Source organism: Paenibacillus ginsengihumi DSM 21568 (assembly GCF_000380965.1).
Classification (GTDB): domain Bacteria; phylum Bacillota; class Bacilli; order Paenibacillales; family NBRC-103111; genus Paenibacillus_G; species Paenibacillus_G ginsengihumi.
The window spans coordinates 233,722-250,130 of the sequence record NZ_KB905549.1; the positions used below are offsets into that span (position 1 = coordinate 233,722).

Annotated in this window: 15 protein-coding genes; all 15 read right to left on the bottom strand. The window is 55.9% G+C overall.

From position 1 onward, the window contains the following. Positions 1 to 16: 16 nt before the first annotated feature. Positions 17 to 901, bottom strand: a complete 885-nt coding sequence (locus tag F591_RS0102345; protein ID WP_019532976.1) for a carbohydrate ABC transporter permease — start codon at positions 899 to 901, stop codon at positions 17 to 19. 15 nt (positions 902 to 916) lie between these two features. After that, a complete protein-coding gene (locus F591_RS0102350) occupies positions 917 to 1,855 on the bottom strand; it encodes an ABC transporter permease (protein ID WP_245580968.1) in 939 nt (312 codons plus the stop codon). Positions 1,856 to 2,122: 267 nt separating this feature from the next. Further along, positions 2,123 to 4,474, bottom strand: a complete 2,352-nt coding sequence (locus F591_RS0102355; protein ID WP_245580961.1) for a helix-turn-helix domain-containing protein — start codon at positions 4,472 to 4,474, stop codon at positions 2,123 to 2,125. 519 nt (positions 4,475 to 4,993) lie between these two features. Then, positions 4,994 to 5,446, bottom strand: coding sequence for an AbrB/MazE/SpoVT family DNA-binding domain-containing protein (locus F591_RS33210; protein ID WP_019532979.1), 453 nt, complete (start codon positions 5,444 to 5,446; stop codon positions 4,994 to 4,996). A gap of 438 nt (positions 5,447 to 5,884) precedes the next feature. Continuing rightward, the gene (locus tag F591_RS33215; RefSeq protein WP_019532980.1) at positions 5,885 to 6,019 is read right to left on the bottom strand and encodes a hypothetical protein; all 135 of its coding nucleotides are present in this window, start codon (positions 6,017 to 6,019) and stop codon (positions 5,885 to 5,887) included. An 853-nt stretch (positions 6,020 to 6,872) separates the two neighbouring features. Further along, positions 6,873 to 7,481 (bottom strand): CPBP family intramembrane glutamic endopeptidase, encoded by a 609-nt coding sequence (locus tag F591_RS29385; RefSeq protein WP_019532982.1) that lies wholly within the window; start codon positions 7,479 to 7,481, stop codon positions 6,873 to 6,875. Between the two features lie 202 nt (positions 7,482 to 7,683). Further along, positions 7,684 to 8,280: an accessory gene regulator B family protein gene (locus tag F591_RS29915; protein ID WP_083935263.1), complete on the bottom strand. Its 597-nt coding sequence runs from the start codon at positions 8,278 to 8,280 to the stop codon at positions 7,684 to 7,686. After that, the gene (locus tag F591_RS0102390) at positions 8,255 to 8,983 is read right to left on the bottom strand and encodes a hypothetical protein (RefSeq protein WP_019532985.1); all 729 of its coding nucleotides are present in this window, start codon (positions 8,981 to 8,983) and stop codon (positions 8,255 to 8,257) included. The genes F591_RS29915 and F591_RS0102390 overlap by 26 nt, the downstream gene beginning before the upstream one ends. Before the next feature lie 398 nt (positions 8,984 to 9,381). Next, entirely contained in the window at positions 9,382 to 10,263 is an 882-nt protein-coding gene (locus tag F591_RS0102395) for a sugar phosphate isomerase/epimerase family protein (protein ID WP_019532986.1), read from the bottom strand. 138 nt (positions 10,264 to 10,401) lie between these two features. After that, complete coding sequence (locus F591_RS0102400; protein ID WP_019532987.1) at positions 10,402 to 11,007, bottom strand: ABC transporter ATP-binding protein; 606 nt, start codon at positions 11,005 to 11,007, stop codon at positions 10,402 to 10,404. Next, complete coding sequence (locus F591_RS0102405) at positions 10,997 to 11,926, bottom strand: ABC transporter ATP-binding protein (RefSeq protein ID WP_019532988.1); 930 nt, start codon at positions 11,924 to 11,926, stop codon at positions 10,997 to 10,999. Before F591_RS0102405 ends, F591_RS0102400 begins: the two co-directional genes overlap by 11 nt. 66 nt (positions 11,927 to 11,992) lie before the next feature. Next, positions 11,993 to 12,862, bottom strand: a complete 870-nt coding sequence (locus tag F591_RS0102410; protein WP_019532989.1) for an ABC transporter permease — start codon at positions 12,860 to 12,862, stop codon at positions 11,993 to 11,995. Further along, complete coding sequence (locus tag F591_RS0102415) at positions 12,859 to 13,848, bottom strand: ABC transporter permease (RefSeq protein WP_019532990.1); 990 nt, start codon at positions 13,846 to 13,848, stop codon at positions 12,859 to 12,861. The genes F591_RS0102410 and F591_RS0102415 overlap by 4 nt, the downstream gene beginning before the upstream one ends. Positions 13,849 to 14,124: 276 nt before the next feature. Continuing rightward, complete coding sequence (locus tag F591_RS0102420) at positions 14,125 to 15,735, bottom strand: ABC transporter substrate-binding protein (protein ID WP_019532991.1); 1,611 nt, start codon at positions 15,733 to 15,735, stop codon at positions 14,125 to 14,127. A 172-nt stretch (positions 15,736 to 15,907) separates the two neighbouring features. Further along, on the bottom strand, positions 15,908 to 16,096 hold the full coding sequence (locus tag F591_RS33495; RefSeq protein WP_019532992.1) for a hypothetical protein: 189 nt from the start codon (positions 16,094 to 16,096) through the stop codon (positions 15,908 to 15,910). Positions 16,097 to 16,409: the final 313 nt, after the last annotated feature.

A 16,409-nucleotide genomic window follows, 5' to 3' on the forward strand; every position in this document is an offset into this window, starting at 1 on the left:
GCGTCTTTGGCGCTGGTCAGCCTTTGATCGAGCCGATCAATACCCCTTTGGCAAAATGCTTCTGCAGGAACGGATACACCAGCAGAATCGGAACCGTGCCGACGACGATGACCGCCATCTTCACGGTCTGCTCCGGCGGCTGCACGAACGTCGGGTCCAGATTGGACGAATCGCCGAGGCTAATCTGGGACAGCATGACCATCTGCCGCAGCAGCACCTGCAAAGGCCATTTGGTCGCGTCGTTAATGTACAGCAGCGCATTGAAGAAGTTGTTCCAGTGGCCTACGGCATAGAACAGGCCGAACGTCGCCAGCACCGGCTTGGACAGCGGCAGCACGATGCGCCACAGCACGCCGATCTCCGTGCAACCGTCAATCCGGGCCGATTCTTCCAGACCGGCGGGCAGCTCCTGAAAGAAGTTTTTGACGACGATCAGATTGAATGCACTGATCGCGCCGGGCAGAATGAGCGCCCAGTACGTATCGAGCATGCCCAGGCTGCGCACGAGGATATAGCCCGGGATCAGACCGCCGCTGAACAGCATTGAGAAGACGACCAGATTAAGCACGGTATTGCGGCCCATCAGATCGCGTCGGGCCAGCGGGTAAGCCATCGTCACCGTAAACAGCAGGTTCGTGAGCGTACCGACCACCGTTACGTAGATGGAGACCCCGATGCTTTTAAAGAGCGTATTCGAAGAAAAAATATATTGATATCCCGCCAGCGTGAATGTTTCCGGGATCAGGAAGAACGCCTTCTGCGTATGCTCCGCTTCCGTCGCGAACGATCCGGAGACGACATAGATGAACGGGAGGATCGTCACGAGAGCGAACAGACCGAGCAGCGTATAGTTCAACACGTCGAAAATCGTGCTTGGAACGGTTCTGTAATGTTTGTTCATCGGCTTCCCCTCCCGTCAATAAATGCCGCTTTGGCCGAATTTTTTGGCCAGCCAGTTGCTGCCGAACACGAGCACCACGCCGACCAGCGACTTGAACAAGCCTACCGCCGTACTATAGCTGAACGAGCCTTGGGTAATCCCCATGAAATAGACGTACGTATCGAACACGTCGGCCACTTCGCGATTGAGCGCGTTCGTCATCAAATAAATTTGCTCGAAGCCGTTCTCGAGCACATCGCCCATGCGCAAAATGAGCAAAATAATGATCGTGCTGCGAATCGACGGCAGCGTAATATGCCACATTTGGCGCCAGCGGTTCGCGCCGTCGACGATTGCCGCCTCGTACTGCTCGACATCGACGCCGGCCAGCGCAGCGAGGAAGATGATCGTCCCCCAGCCGCATTCCTTCCAGATCGTCTGCAGGATGATCAGCGGGCGGAACCAGTCCGGGTCGGCCAGAAAATCGATCGGCGTTCCCCCTCTGCTCTCGATGAACTGGTTCACAACGCCGCCCTGTGTCGTCAGCAGCACGTAGGTAATGCTGGCCACAATAACCATGGAGATGAAGTGCGGCACGTAGATGAGCGTCTGAATCGTTCTTTTATAGAAGGAGATGCGAATCTCGTTCAGCAGCAGCGCGAGAACGATCGGCGCCGGAAAGAAAAACAACAGGTTGTATAGCGACAAGAGCAGCGTATTGCGCAGCAGCTTGAAAAAGTCCGGGTTCTGGAAAAAGTTCCTGAAATGCTCGAACCCGACCCATTCGCTGCCCCAAAAGCCGGTGAACGGCTGATAGTTTTTGAAAGCAATCAATGCTCCCCACATCGGAACATATTTGAAGATAAGGAAGTACAACAGTCCCGGCAACAGAAGAATGTACATCCATTTATCCTTTTTCAGCCGTCTTGCGATGGCGGACCAGGATAATCTTTCCTTGCGCGTTCCCGTGCGCATGGTCGTATGCTCCATCTGCTTCACCCCTCCGTCAGTTTGCTCCATTCGTTCCAATCGGCATCGCCATCGAAAACGTCGTAGCCTTATTGTGCAGGGGGCGCGCCTTGACTTCAATCAGACATTTTTGTAGCCCGGGAAGCGCTTCGATATGGGGCTGCCAAGCGCCCCGCGGCGCTCGAATAATCCGATATTGCAGCGTTTGTACTTTCTTGATGGAGTAGGCAAAACGCCCGCCAGCTGCGGATTTCCGGCGGATTGGGGGAGGCTTCAGCCTTGCCGGACCATCTCGCGGTAGCGGCTCGGCGTCACGCCCTCGTACTTTTTGAAAATACGGTTGAAATAGCTGTGCTGGTAACCGACCTGCTCGGCGATTTCGTTAATTTTTCGCTCCGAATCGCGCAGCAGTTCCTTCGCCTTCTCCACGCGGAGTTCGGTTAAATAATCGATAAAGTTTTTGCCTGTCACCTGCTTGAAGGAACGGCTCAGCACGAAGGCGTTCGTGCCGCAATGCTCCGCGCAATCGTCCAGCGAAATGTCGCGGTGGTAGTTGTCTTGGATATACTGCATGGCGCGCTCGATCGTCCGCTTGATCTGGGAGCCGGAAGCGCGCGCCGTCTCCTGGATATAAGGCGAGATGACTTTGGAGGCGAACCAGTCGCGGATGCGCTCGGTCTCTCGCATTTGCGCCAGCTGCTCGAAACGGTTCGCGCCCTTGAACAGCTGGTTCGGATTGACGCCTGACTGCATCATCGCATGCTCGAGGCTGCCAAGCAGATTGAATACGCCCTGCTGCACGTCAAGCTCCTTGGAGCCGTCGGACGTGAGCGCGCCGAGGAATTCGTCCAGCAGCCGCTCGGCCTCTTCCTGGTTGCCCATCCGCATCGCCTGAATCAGCTCCCGCTCCAGCGCAAAAGGATACTGGAATATTGCCCGTTCCTCCTGCGCCGCCGCCTCCAGATCGATCATCTGATGCCCCTCCCCGAAGCTGCGCAAGCTAAGCGCAAGTCTCGCCTCCCCGAACAGAAACGGAATTTGCTTGATCGACTCCGTCGAACTTCCGACAGAGACGGTGACCTGCATTTTGAGAATCAGGTCGACGGCCTGAATGATGGCATCTCCCATTTCAAACAGCTCGTCTCTGCGTCCGCTCTCCTTCTCCGTGCTGATCAGCAGGCCGACCGTCAGATCGTGAAAGTTGATGACGTCGCATTCGGCGAAGCGCTCCCGCGCCAGCTCCTCGATAATATTGGCGGCGGCGAACGTTACGAGCCCTTCGTCCTCCAGCGAGAACCGTCCCGCCCGGTCGAGCATGGTCATGCCGGTCAATTGGACGAGCATCACGAAATATTGGCGGCCTTCGGTCTGCCAGCCGAACTGCTTCATCCGCTCGGTCAGGTCATCCTCCGTATAGGAAGCCAGATAGCCGTGAACCAGCTGCATCAGAAAGCCTTCCTTGACCTGCGGAAGCTGGGCTTCCAGCTTCGTCTGGAGCGTCAGGCTCTCCCGGTTCAAATGCTGCCACTGCCGCTCGATCAGCTTGAATTCATCCTCCAGACCGCGATACGGCTCGCCCTGCTCGCCGGCAAGCAGCCGGACAAGCCGCTCCAGCGGAGAATAGATTCTCCGCGAAGCGATCCACGCCAGCACCGCCGCCAGCGCCAGAACGACCAGGCTGACAATCACGATCACCTTGGAGACGAAGACGACCGGCGAAGTGATGATGCTAAGCGGCGCCGCAGACACGTAGATCCACTTCGTTCCGACCCGGTCGAACTCACCGAAAGAGACCGAGTAAGAGCTGTTGTCCCAGTCCATGGCGAACGACGTTCGGCCGCCGGCGCTTTTGGCCTCCAGCACGGCGGTTCTCAGCTGTTCCATCAGCGGCGAAGGGGAAGCTTGTCCGCTGTCGGTCGACAGCAGGACGCTTCCGTCCTCGCGCATGAGAAACACTTCTCCCTCGTCCAGCGGATTGAGCGTTTTGAGCAGGCTGAACACCTTGTCGCGGTCCAGGCGGGCGACTATGACCCCGAATGGCTGGGACGTGCCTCCCGGCATTTTATGAATCAACGCCAGATCGTTCGTGTAGGAGGAAGCGCCCGACGGGAGCGTTGTCCAGTGGACAAGCGGGCCATCCGTCAGCAGCTGGCGGTACAGCTCGATGTCCTTGTCCTGCATTAGAATGTTAAACTCCGGGTTGAAAAAGACCGGCGCCTTGCCTTCGACGAAAAATTCCATACGCTTCGTAATCGGCGCCGAGCCCTGCATGATGCCCAACGTTAACGTAATCTCTTTCGTTTTTTGAAACTGCTTGAGAAAGTCCGCCTCTTTCAGCGAATGGTCGAACTTCGGATCGAACGCCCAATGGGACAACGACAGCTCGAGCCTGGCAAACTCGTCGTTCACATCCGCCGCGCGCCGCTCGATCTGGTTCTCGTGCAGCCGCACCATCTCTGCTTCGATGCGGCCGGCGGAGAACCAGTAAATCAACCCGCCCATGATCAATCCCGGAATGCCGGTAACGATAAGAATGAGGATGAGGCTTTTCCGATAAAACTTCCCTTTCCCGCCGTAAAAGAAAGCCCCGACTTGCCGCAAGCGCTGTTTCATTGTTCCCGGCACGGGATATACCACCTTTCTATAGGATCAACCTAAGCGATAGAAGCGATAGAAGCGATAGAAGCAATAAAATCAATAAAATCAATAGAACATATAGAAGCAATAGAATTGACCTTAGCAATGTTAGCACTTTCATTTTATTGTAACATAAGAATTGAAATTGTTGACGCTCCCGAACATAAAATTCCGTTTATTGTAATATTTGTGCGAATGGAGGAACTTGCGAAGAGGTCAAAGGGATGGGCCTGCCGCATCGCTATCTCTTCATCTTAAAACAAGCCGTTGCGGACGAAAATAAACGATTCTGCCAAAACCATAATGTATTCTGCTGCTCATGTCAGCGAAATGCACGATCGCACGATCGCCGGCCTTATGCAGTTCGAAAGAATCGCGGCCGAAACGAATAACGCCCGCTCGCTTCCCGGGCGGAAGTCGGACGGGCGTAAAGATCGAACGCCGAACAAGAACCTTATACTATTACAACAAATGGCAGGCTATCCCTGGAAGAACAGCCTGCTCATATTAGGATATGCTGCCTTTGCGCAAAATTTGGCTTACGCGCCCCGGAGTGATCCCGATCATTCGGGCCCATTCCGTCTGGGTGGCGTCCGGATAGGAGCGCATCACTTCAGCCAGCCGCTCGGCCCCATTCCCTTTTCTGCCCGATTTCGGCTTTACCGGCTCGCTTTCCGTTGCTGCCGCAGACTCCTGCATAGCCAGTTCGGGATTCACAAGGTGCCGCGCTTCATTCAGACAAGAACTGCAAACAAATCTGCCTCGAAAATACGTCAAGTCATCTGCCGATTGACAAAACAAGCACGCCTGCGTCTGGTATTTGCGCAAAATAATCCGGCTGTCATCCACGAAAAACTCGATAGGGTCCTTCTCCCCTATTTCCAGCACTCGGCGCAGCTCGATAGGCAGCACAACGCGCCCCAACTCGTCGACCAAACGAACAATACCGGTACTTTTCATCGCTTTCCCTCCATATCTTTTCGGACAAACCTCCGTTAAAAATATTTATTCGATTTAATCCTAAAAAATCCTGTATGGATTTGCTGAAATGATCGGATTTTGTAAAAACGGAGCGCGGTCAGGGCATTGCATCGCGTCGGCAGTCTGAAGCGCTCGAACCGGAAACGCTAACGCAGCTTAAGAAGCTTAAGATGACGGCTTCTACCCGCGCCTTACTCTTTGAAAGGACAAATCGCCGCAGGAGCCTTTTTACGTTGCACGGCATTGTCTGACATGGTAAAATTAACGGTATAAGATTAGTTTTTTAAGCTGTATACTGAAAAGAGTCTTACCGCTGCCGAACGGTAAAGACTCTTAGGACTTGAAAAGGCTGTGGATCACCACGGCGCGCTAAAGTCAAAACTGCTTCAGCGAAAACCTACCGCTTGGGCTCCTAACCTACTTCGCGGTGGGTTTTCGCTTGTTTCGAAACTTTTTGCGCAGCAGGCGGTACAGCTTCCGAATACCAAACGCGAGGCTTAGTATCGCAGCAATCCATCGCAGCACATCAAGCAACGCCACAAGTGCGACCATCGGCGTCACCCCCTTCCGGGAAGCTCCGCCGTGGTCCGAAAACACCCACTCGCGATTTTCAGTCCATACCGTCGATTATAGCATATCCTTTATGTTCACTCTAGTAAATTTTTCAAGTTTTTCCGAAACGGATTGGGGTCTAATTTCCAGGTACACTTGTGAATTCTCTGCATAATATAATACAGAATCGGTGACGATTCTAAGGGAAATTCGGATTGGCACGCCTCTGGGGGTAATGCCAGTATGCAGCTGGCAATACCCCGAACTATTCATAATCTTATAAACCGGAATGGACAGAACTCTTCAAGCGGCTCTATACATAGAGAAGCCTTCGCACATTGCATGACAACGGGTGACGTGTTAAAATAAACTTGAAACCTACTGTTAGGCGTAGTCAATTACAACTTGTACCGTTGGAAACTGCTGTATAAGTTCTGCGCTTAAAGCCGTATACTGAAAAGAGCCTTTACCGCTGCGAACGGTAAAGACTCTCAGGACTTGAAAGGCTGTGGATCACCACGGCGCGCATGCAAAACGAATTTGCAAACGAAAACCTACCGTTTAGGCTCCCAACCTATCTAGCGGTGGGTTTTCGCTTGTTTCGAAACTTTTTGCGCAGCAGGCGGTACAGCTTCCGAATACTAAACACGAGGCTTAATATCGCAGCTATCCATCGCAGCACGTCAAGCAACGCCACAAGTGCGACCATCGGCGTCACCCCCTTTCGGGAAGCTGCGCCGTGGTCCGAAAACATCCACTCGCGATTTCAGTCCATACCGTCGATTATAGCATATTCTTCATATTCACTCTAGTAAACTTCCGAAATTGCCGCGTCCGCAGACTAACCTATCGCTTAAGGGGCCGCAATCGTCCGGGCGATGACGGACAACAAGTTGAGCGTAATATGAACGAAGATCGGGACGGCGATCGTCCCGCTTTTTTTGTAGGCGAAGCACAGGAGCAGGCCAACCGCAAAATAGGCAGGAATCCGCGCCGGATCGAGATGCCCGAGCGCGAATAACGCGGACGAGAGAAGCGCCCCGATCCAAAAGCCCGTCTTTTTCTCGAAAAAAGGAAACAAGATTTTGCGGTATACAATTTCTTCGATCACCGGGGCGACTGCAATCACGACAAACGGCATGATCAAATACTCCCCGAGCAGGTCATCCATCCGGACCTCGGGATTTTGGCCGCCGAGCAGCAGCGACATAAGCACCGTATTCGCAGCATGTGCGATGATGCCGTATTTGATGGCAAACCAGGTCCAGCGGTAATTGGCCTTATCCTTCAACACCGCGTTCCAATCCGCTGCCGCCATCTCCCGCCGAAGCAAATAGACGACCGCCATCAGACTGAGCAGCGGCACGAAAGCGGCCGTATACCGGTTAATAAACAATGCGATCGGCCCGGGGCCGACGAACAAGACAAAAAGAATCAATATGTATATATAATTTCTGTTCACAGGCACCTTCCGTTCCGTGTCGACTTCAAGCTTTACAAATAAAAAGAATCTGTTATTAATAACAGATTCTTTTTATATAGAAGTTCTCTCTTGTTGCTATTGCCCCTATTTCTTCAGCAACTCTTGAGGTACGGCAGGCTTATGCCAATAAAACGAGAAGGTTGTCGGCAACGACAACAGAGCCAGAGGAACCAACAGGGCATTAAGACCTACTGCCAAAATCGTTTTCACTTTCATTGAATAAGCCTCCTTCAAATTTTTTTATCAATTTTGCACAAGTTGTTGTCAAAGACAAAGCTTGTACAAAAAAGACCGATGCTAATAAAGAACTTTGAATAAAAAAATTGCTGAGGACGAACAGCGAAGCTGCAATCTTGATCGCCAGCTTGTACGCCGGCTTCACTTCGCGAATTTCGTCGATTCCACTGGGAGCTCTTAAAATAAATATGTATAGCGAAAAAGCGTTAAGTACAAGCCCCAGGTACAAAAAATCAAACTTCAGATGAATGATGGCAAGGAAGCATACAATCGTTGCAATGCAGCACGTTAACGATGATGTTAGGTGCACGCCTCCGGTCAAAAACCTTAACAAGGTAAAGATTGCCACCACTATGAAGAAATTTGTTGTATTACCAGTTATTATACATGCTATTAGCGAAATTAGCAATGCCAAAATCGTATTAATCGCAATTATTGATGAATATGTCAAAACTTCTACAGAAGCCGACTGAGGATTGTTTGCTTTGATAAATTCGGCCAACCGGACCGCAGCCCTATCGATAACGTTTGCTTTTCTCATTGTTTATCAACCCCACCGAATTATTATATCGTTGATTCAGAATTCGCTTATTGTGCCTGTATGCGATAAACAGTGCAGCAAGCAGCGTGGCGAGGATAACAAAAAAAGTCGCAATATGTATGATCGAGTAGTTCTCTTTTTCCAGGAAAAACAGGTTGATCTGGACAGCGGCCCAAGTCAATACGAGCAGACCGCCAACGATAAAATTCGACGGCGTCAGCGCCGTCCTGCCCTGCATATGCCTCTTCAAGAACATGAATCCGAATTTGCGAGAGTTGATAAGATAGGTCAAGCCGAACAAGATAATGGATGTGACCAGTTGAACGAAGGTCATGTGAAATATCGAGGACGATATATTCATGACGCTGGTAACCCCGAGTAATTCGGCCAAAATCCCTACGGCAAATTCCGTGATGAACCCGACTGTTGTAAAAATAAATCCGAGCAGAAACGAGTAAAAGATCGGCGTCCCAAAAACGACCGTGCACGAAACAATTACAAACATGGGAAGAAAGAGAATGGTGATCGGCTTCATGTTGGCAATCTCGGAAAAATAATAAAACAGACAGCTCATGACCGTGGTGATGGCAAAAATTTTGAACACGATCTCTTTATTGTAGGCCAGCCGAAATAAAGTGAGCGTAAAATACAATGATGCAAAATACTCAACGATGTACGTGAGAATACGTGCCACAGAAATCATCTTTCACCGCCTGCCTTGTCTGTAAGAACACATATTAATTAGTACCATAAAAATGATCCCTTGGCTATCAAGCGCGAGTCGGAAAATGTAACTATTTGTAGCCCAATATAATAGGACTCAATCAAAATCATAGTCTTGAAGACTCGATTCTAAATATTTATTTATATTTTACAAATGATTTACTTACGCTTACAAATCATTAATTTAATTATACTTGCTTTACGGCAGCTTGCAAAGGAAAATATCGCGCCGGGTGCACCAAAAGCCTATGATCGGCGCATTCGCAAGTTTAATTTTTACATCTATACAAATAAAATGAACCCCCGCATAAGTCCGCGGCATCGCGGAGCGGGGGTCACTGTATATGAGTCTTTAGCCTATACGGGCGGGACAAAAAACTAGGCGCCTGCGTGCAGCTCCGCCCACAGCTCCTCCGCCGTATTTTTCAGCAGAAGCGCTTGCTGCCAGCGGTCCGATATTTCCTCTCTTTGTCCGAAGCTGTCCCGGGACCGGGTGATCGCATAGTCCGGTGGTCCGAGCTCGGTAACGAACGGAAAGACGTCTCCCGGCTGCGTTTCCCGCAGCCAATATCCCATCCCTTTAAGCCACCAGCGCTTGAAATGCCCGAACATCGGATGCTCGCCATTGGGTCCGACATCCACCTGAACCTGCTCCCCGTTGGAAACGCGGGCATGAATGCAGGACGTGCGCCGCAGAAGCTCGTCGAACAGCGCTTCCAGCGGCGGCGTAATTTCTCTCACTTCCCCGGCTACGACATAATGGGACAAATCGATCGTCAGACGCAGATCGGGAATCGCCCGCACATACCGGGCCGTGCGGATCAAGTCCTGAGTTACTCTGCCCCGGTGCGTCTCGATGAACACCGGCATGCCGGCCTTCCGGCCTTCCTCCGCCAGCCCCGCAAGCAGCGCAACTGCTTCCTCTCCGACAACGAACGAATCCATCACCTGGAGATTGATGTGCTGGACGCCGAACTCGCGGGCGCGGGGAATCAGTTCCGTCAGGTCGCTCACCGTTCTCGGGAACGCCCCGATGCTGAAGCTGAACTTGTATTCGTCCAGCAGACGCCGCCACCGCTCTGCTTCCTCCGGCGCGGGCAGCGCTCCGTTAATGCCGTGAAAGCCCGCTTCGGCCAGCTTTTCGAACTTCTTCTCGAGCGGCCACTCCTTGCCCTGCTCTCCGATCTTCACCATCGCCCACCACGACTGCTGAACCTCGAGGCGCGGGGCGTTCCGGCTGCCGTCATTGACCCGCAGCATGAGAACCCTCCTCGGCACATAGAGATCAGATCGCATCTCAAGCCTGTCTGCGATCCGCTTTCATGGTCATTGTACCTGCGAGCATGGGCGTGCCGGAATGAAGATTCTGGCTGAAAAGCATAACGATCCTGCTATCGCTTACTGGAACGCCCTCACGTCGACCGTCCGGTGGCAGAGCCTGTCCAGCAGCGGCTTCTCGTGACTGATGACCAGTACGCCCATGCCGCGGCGAGCGGCGACGTCGAGCACCGCATGCCAAATTTGCGCCTGGGTGACGGCGTCCAGCATCGCCGTCATCTCGTCGGCGATCAAATAGCGAGTGTGCGGGCCGAGCGCCCGCGCCACGCAAAACCGCTGCAGCTCCCCGCCTGACAGCTCGCGGGGCCAGCGGCTCAGCCACTGCGGCTCGATGCCCAGCGCCCGGAGCAGCGGCTCCTCGGGCATCCCGCCTTCGGTCAGGATGCGGCGCATCGTCCAGCGCGGATTGACTGCCTTCTCCGGATGCTGGAAGACAAGCTGCACCGGATGGTACCCTCGGGCGGGCGGCGCCGCGCCGTCCAGCAGCACCGTCCCCTCCTGCGGTTCCTCGTATCCGGCCAAAATGCGCGCGAGCGTCGTCTTGCCGCAACCGCTCGGGCCGACCAGACCGACCACCTCGCCCGGCTGCACCGCCATGCTGACGCCGCGCAGCACCCACGGGCCGCGGCCGTAGCGAAAGCCGACGCCTTTCGCTTCAAGTGGCATGGTGGCACCTCACCGTCCCGCCGCGCAGCTCGCGCAGCGCAGGTCTGGCCGCGGCGCATTCCGGCGTCGCCGCGGCGCAGCGCGGGGCGAAGGCGCAGCCCGCCGCGCCTTCGCTTGCCGGCGGCTGCAAGCCCGGCAGCGCGGCGAATTCGTTCTGCGGCAGCGCCCGCCACAGGGCGCGGCTGTACGGATGGCGCAGCGCCTCGCCCTGGCCCGCAAAGTCCGCTGACCGCGCCGTCTCGACGACGGTGCCGGCATACAGCACGGCGACCTTGTCCGCCACCGCAAGCGCCGCGGCGATGTCATGCGTAATCAGCATGACCGCGCAGCCGTCGTCCGCCAGCTCGCGCAGCCGGCCGAGCGCTTCCCGGACAGACGCATCGTCGAGACCGGGCGTCGGCTCGTCGGCGACGACGAGCCGCGGGCCGCCGACCGTCGCCGTCGCGACAAGCGCCCTTCTGGCCATGCCGCCGGACAGCTGGAACGGAAACAGCTTTTCGACGAACGGCGCGAGCCCGTAGCGCTCGAAAATGCTGCGCTGCGCCCGGACCGGATCGCCTTGCCGCACGGCTGTTCTGACCTGCTTGCCGACCCGCATGAGCGGGTCCAAATAATCGACCGACTGCGGCACGAGCGCGATTTCCCTTCCCCGCAGCTTCTCCAGCAGGGAAGGCGTCAGCTCCCGCCCCTCGTACCGGATGCTGCCGGACACCGCGGCGTTCTCCGGAAGAATGCCCAAGATCGCGTGCGCGAGCAGGCTTTTGCCCGAGCCGCTGGCGCCGACGACCGCGACCAGCTCGCCGGCTTCGATCGACAGGCACAGATCCCGGACGGCGGTTATACGCTTCTGCCGCAGACCGCGTTCGTATTGAGTAAAAGCGATCGTCAGCTCGGTCACCTCAAGAATCGGCACCGCCATCGCCTCCTTCCGCTGTAGTTTTTTTAAGCGTACCAGCCTTTCCCGGGGCGGCTCCCGCGCGGGCCGCTATTCCTGCGCGCTGCGGGGATCGGACAGCGCCTTCAGATGATCTCCGAGCACGTCGAAGGCGCGAACGACGACCAGCAGACAGAGCCCGGGGAAAAAGGCGAGCCACCACAGTCCCGTCGACAAGTACCGCATCGATTCGGACAAAATGATCCCGATCGCCGGCTCATGCGGCGACAGGCCCAGGCCCAGAAACGTAATGGACGCCTCGTGCAGCACGGCATGGGGAAAAATCAGCAGCAGCCCCACGAGAAGCTGCGGCGCCAAATGCGGCAGCAGATGCCGCGATGCCACCCAGGCGCGGGACTTGCCGAGCTTGCGCGAAATTTGCACATACTCGGCGGATTTCAGATAGAGCGCCTCGGCGCGGATCACCCGGGTCAAATTGGGCCAATGGGTCAGCGCCACGCCGACGATAACGCCCTTCGCTCCGCCGCCCAGCACGAAGGAAATCAGAATGAGCGTCACCAGATGCGGAACGCTCAGAAACAGATCGATCAGCCAGGTCACCGCCCGATCGACCGCCCTCCCCATCGTCGCCGCCGCCAGGCCGAGCGCCGCGGCAATGACGACGCTGACGGCGGCGGCGGTCAAGCCTACGCGGATGCTGAGGCCGAGCCCCTTGATCGTGCGGGCGAACATATCTCTGCCGAGCCAGTCCGTTCCGAACGGATGCGACCAGGACGGCGGCAAATTTCGCAGCTCAAGCCGCGACGCGAAGCTGTCCGCGCCGAACAAGTATCCGCCGCCCCAGACGGCGGCGAGCAGCGCGGCAGCGCCGGCCGACCAGAGCAAAGCCCGCTTCCTGCGGTTCAGCATCCGGCCGCGCTCTGCTTCAAATGCGGAGGAAACCGCTGCGGTTCGGCTCATACCGCCTTCCCCTCCTTCATTCGCGGGTCAAGTGTCCGATATATCGCATCGGCCGCCAGATTGCCGCAAAATACGAACACGGCGCTGAACAGCACGATGCCGAGCAGGAGCGGCACGTCTCCCCGCAGCCCCGCTTCCACCGTCGCTTGACCGAGCCCAGGATACGAAAAAACCTGCTCGGCCAATACGGCCCCGCCGAACAGTTCGCTGAAGGAGGCGAACTGCAGCGTAACGGCCGGCAAAGCGACATTGCGCAGCCCGTGCCGGAAGAACAGCGTCAGGCCCTTCTCCCCCCGCGCCCGGGCGAACAGCACGTAATCGCTGCCCAGCACGTCGACGAGCTTCTGCCGGGTATGCAGCGCGATATTGGCGACGCCGACGACGCTCAGCGTCAGCGCCGGCAAGATCATATGCTGCAGGCGGTCGCCCGCCGTCACCTCCCCGGCCAGCACGCCGGCCGGCACACCGAGACCGACCGGGAACAAGCCGAGCCAGACGGCAAAGACGGTAAGCAGCAGCAGCCCCATCCAAAACGTCGGCGTGGACGCCAACGTGTAGCAGTACCAGCGGATGGCGCGATCGATCCACGTCCCCCGCTTCATCGCTGCTACGACGCCAGCGGCGAAGCCGATGATACCGGACAGCGTCCAGGCCGCGCCCATCAGCCAGATCGAGGCGGCGAACCGCTCCCCGATCACCTCAAGCACGGGGCGGCGGTAGATCATCGATGTGCCGAAATCGCCGCGCAGGACAGCCGACAGCCACTGTCCGAACCGCTCCAGCGGCGGCCGGTCAAGACCCCAGTAGGCGGTGATCGCCTGCCGCTGCTCGGGCCCTACCCGCATCATATCGGCGCCGATGTATGCTTGCACCGGATCGATCGGCGACAGGCTGACCAGCGTGAACGATACGGCGCATACCGCAAACAGCAGCGCCGCCAGCTTTATGCTGTTGTAAACAATCCATTTGCCGAAGTCCCGCAGCATTTTGGCTCAATCCTGTCCTTTTATCTTGAAAAATTCGACGAAGTCCTTCGGCGAATTTTCAGGCACCGAAGGTGACGACCGATGACGTAAGGAATTGCTCGTCACAGGCGTTTATCTTGAAAATAGTGCCGGTCCTGCTGCCCATTTTCATCTTCTGATGTGACGAACAAGCGGCATGAGGGCCTAGTTTGAAAATTTGGCGATAAGAGCCGCGGGCCAAAATTTCAACCCCGCAAGCGACGACCGTTGACAAAAGGAATCGCGCGTCGCAGGCGTCTACTGCGCATTTTCGATGCGGCGCCACTGTTCGATATTGTCCGTCACCGGCCAGCCGTGGCCGTGCGGATGGATCTTCTGCTTGCCGATGCTGAGATCCTCCTTGACCAGGTACAGATGGTCGATGTTGACCAGCCACGCCCACGGAGCGTCGCCGCGGGCGCTGAAGCCGGTGCTGCCGTCCCACTGCGCTTTCTTCCAGTATTCGTTGGCTTCCGCCTCGCTCGTCGCCTTCAGCGCCTTGTCCATATATTCATCGACGGTCGGGTTGCTGTAGAATCCGGCGTTAAAATAGTCTACTCCCCGATATTTGCTGCTGTAGAGATTGTACATCTCCAGCGGGTCGTGGCTGCCCCAACCGAACAGCACGGCGTCGGAATGAATCGTCTTTTCGATCTCGTCCCAGCTTTTGCCCTCCACGCGAATGCGGATGCCGAGCGGCTCCAGCATGTCGGCGACGGCAATCGAAAGCGATTGGCGGGTAACGTCTCCGGCCGCGTACATCAGGGTAAATTCGGCTTTCAGCGCCCCTTTCTCCAGCACGCCGTCCCCGTCCGCATCCTGCCAGCCGTTGTCCGCGAGCAGTTTCCGCGCCCCTTCCATATCCGCGTCGGCGACCGCCGTATCCGGATTCCACCACGGCATTCCGTCGCTGACGGAATAGGCGGGAGTGCCGTGTCCTTCCAGCACGCCCTGCACGAGCGCCTTCCGGTCAAGGGCGATATTGATCGCCTTGCGGATCGCCGGGTCTGCGGTCACATCGTTGCCAATCGGCTTGCCGTCCTCCGTCTTCCCGCCGGACGGAACGTACGGGAACATGATGCCGCGGTTATCCACGGTACGGACTGCCTCCAGCCGCATGCCCGGCACCTGCTGCTTGCTGAAGGCGGCCGGAATGTAGGCGACGTCCACCTTGCCGGCTTTGGCCGCCGCGAACGCTGCGTCCTCGCCGAGGAACAGGAACGTGATCTTCTTGAAGTAAGGCTTCGGCCCGTAATATTCGGGATTCGCCTCGACGATCAGCTGCTGCCCCTTGTCCCATTGAAGCAGCTTGTACGGCCCGGAGCCGATCGGGCTTGCCGCATAGTCCTTACCGTGGGCGTGCTTCGGAACGATGCCGGTAGTAGCCAAAATATGGACGAAGGTCGACTGCGGCTCCTTAAGCGTAAATACGACGGTATGCTCGCCGCTTGCCTCTACCTTCTGCAGGTTGCTCAAATCGACGACCGTGCCGTTCCTGGCGGCTGTCTCGAACGTATACTGCACGTCGGCCGCCGTAACCGGCACGCCGTCGAAAAATTTCGCGTCGTCGCGCAGCTTGACCGTCCACGCCTTGCCGTCTTCGCTGACCTCGTACCCCGTTGCCAGATCGTTCGCGATCGCCAGCTCGCTGTCGCGCTTCAGCAGCGTGCTTTGGAACAGTGGCGAGCCGTAGCGGCCCCAGCCGAGCGTAGGATCGAAGCCGGTATCCGGCTCGGCGCCGACGGCGAGAATCAGTTCGTCTTGGCCTGCCGCCTTTTCCTTGGGCGGTGCCTGCGTGCACGCCGTTATCGTCAAAAGAAGGGCCAATCCCGCCAGCATGACGGGCAGCCAGCGTCGTAAATTTGTCAACTTCGCTCACTCCGATTCAACATAATTTAACATGGTATGTAACAAAAACAAACAGTAGCACGATCAATGATAATTGTAACACAAAAATCCGGAGCGAGTCACTATGTTTTCTGAATCTTTTGGTCTATGGCCCAATATCTTATTAGACGCCTGCGACACTCGTGCGGCACCATCAGAAGATGAAAATGAGCTGCGGGCCCGGCGCTATTTTGAAGAGAGCCCGCAAATGTTGTATTTTGTACAACAAAAACGGGGCAATCAACCCTATTTGCAGTTCAAAGTTGTACTTTGTGCAACATTTTGGGCGATATTTCCGGGTTTGAAGCCGAACTCCCCCAAATTGTTGCACAAAATGCAACATTCCCCTTTCTCTTGTGCAAAGGGGGCGGAAAAAGTTGCATTTTTTGCAGGATTTGTCGCTTCATGCGCCTGGGGTGTGCCCGGGGAGGGGCCGCGCTAACGCGGAGCTCGAACGCTGACGTGGAGCGTCTCTTCATGCTCGCTAGCCCAGGGTGCTGTTTTGCCTGGGCTAACGCTAGCCAGAGAGCTTATTTCGCTCGAAACGATCGATTTGACATTCTAACGCAAGTGAGCAGCCTTATTTGGCATTTTGGGCTACCCGTTTCAGCGTTTCTGGCCAAATAGCGTTACGACGTTTCGTTACATTTTAAAAA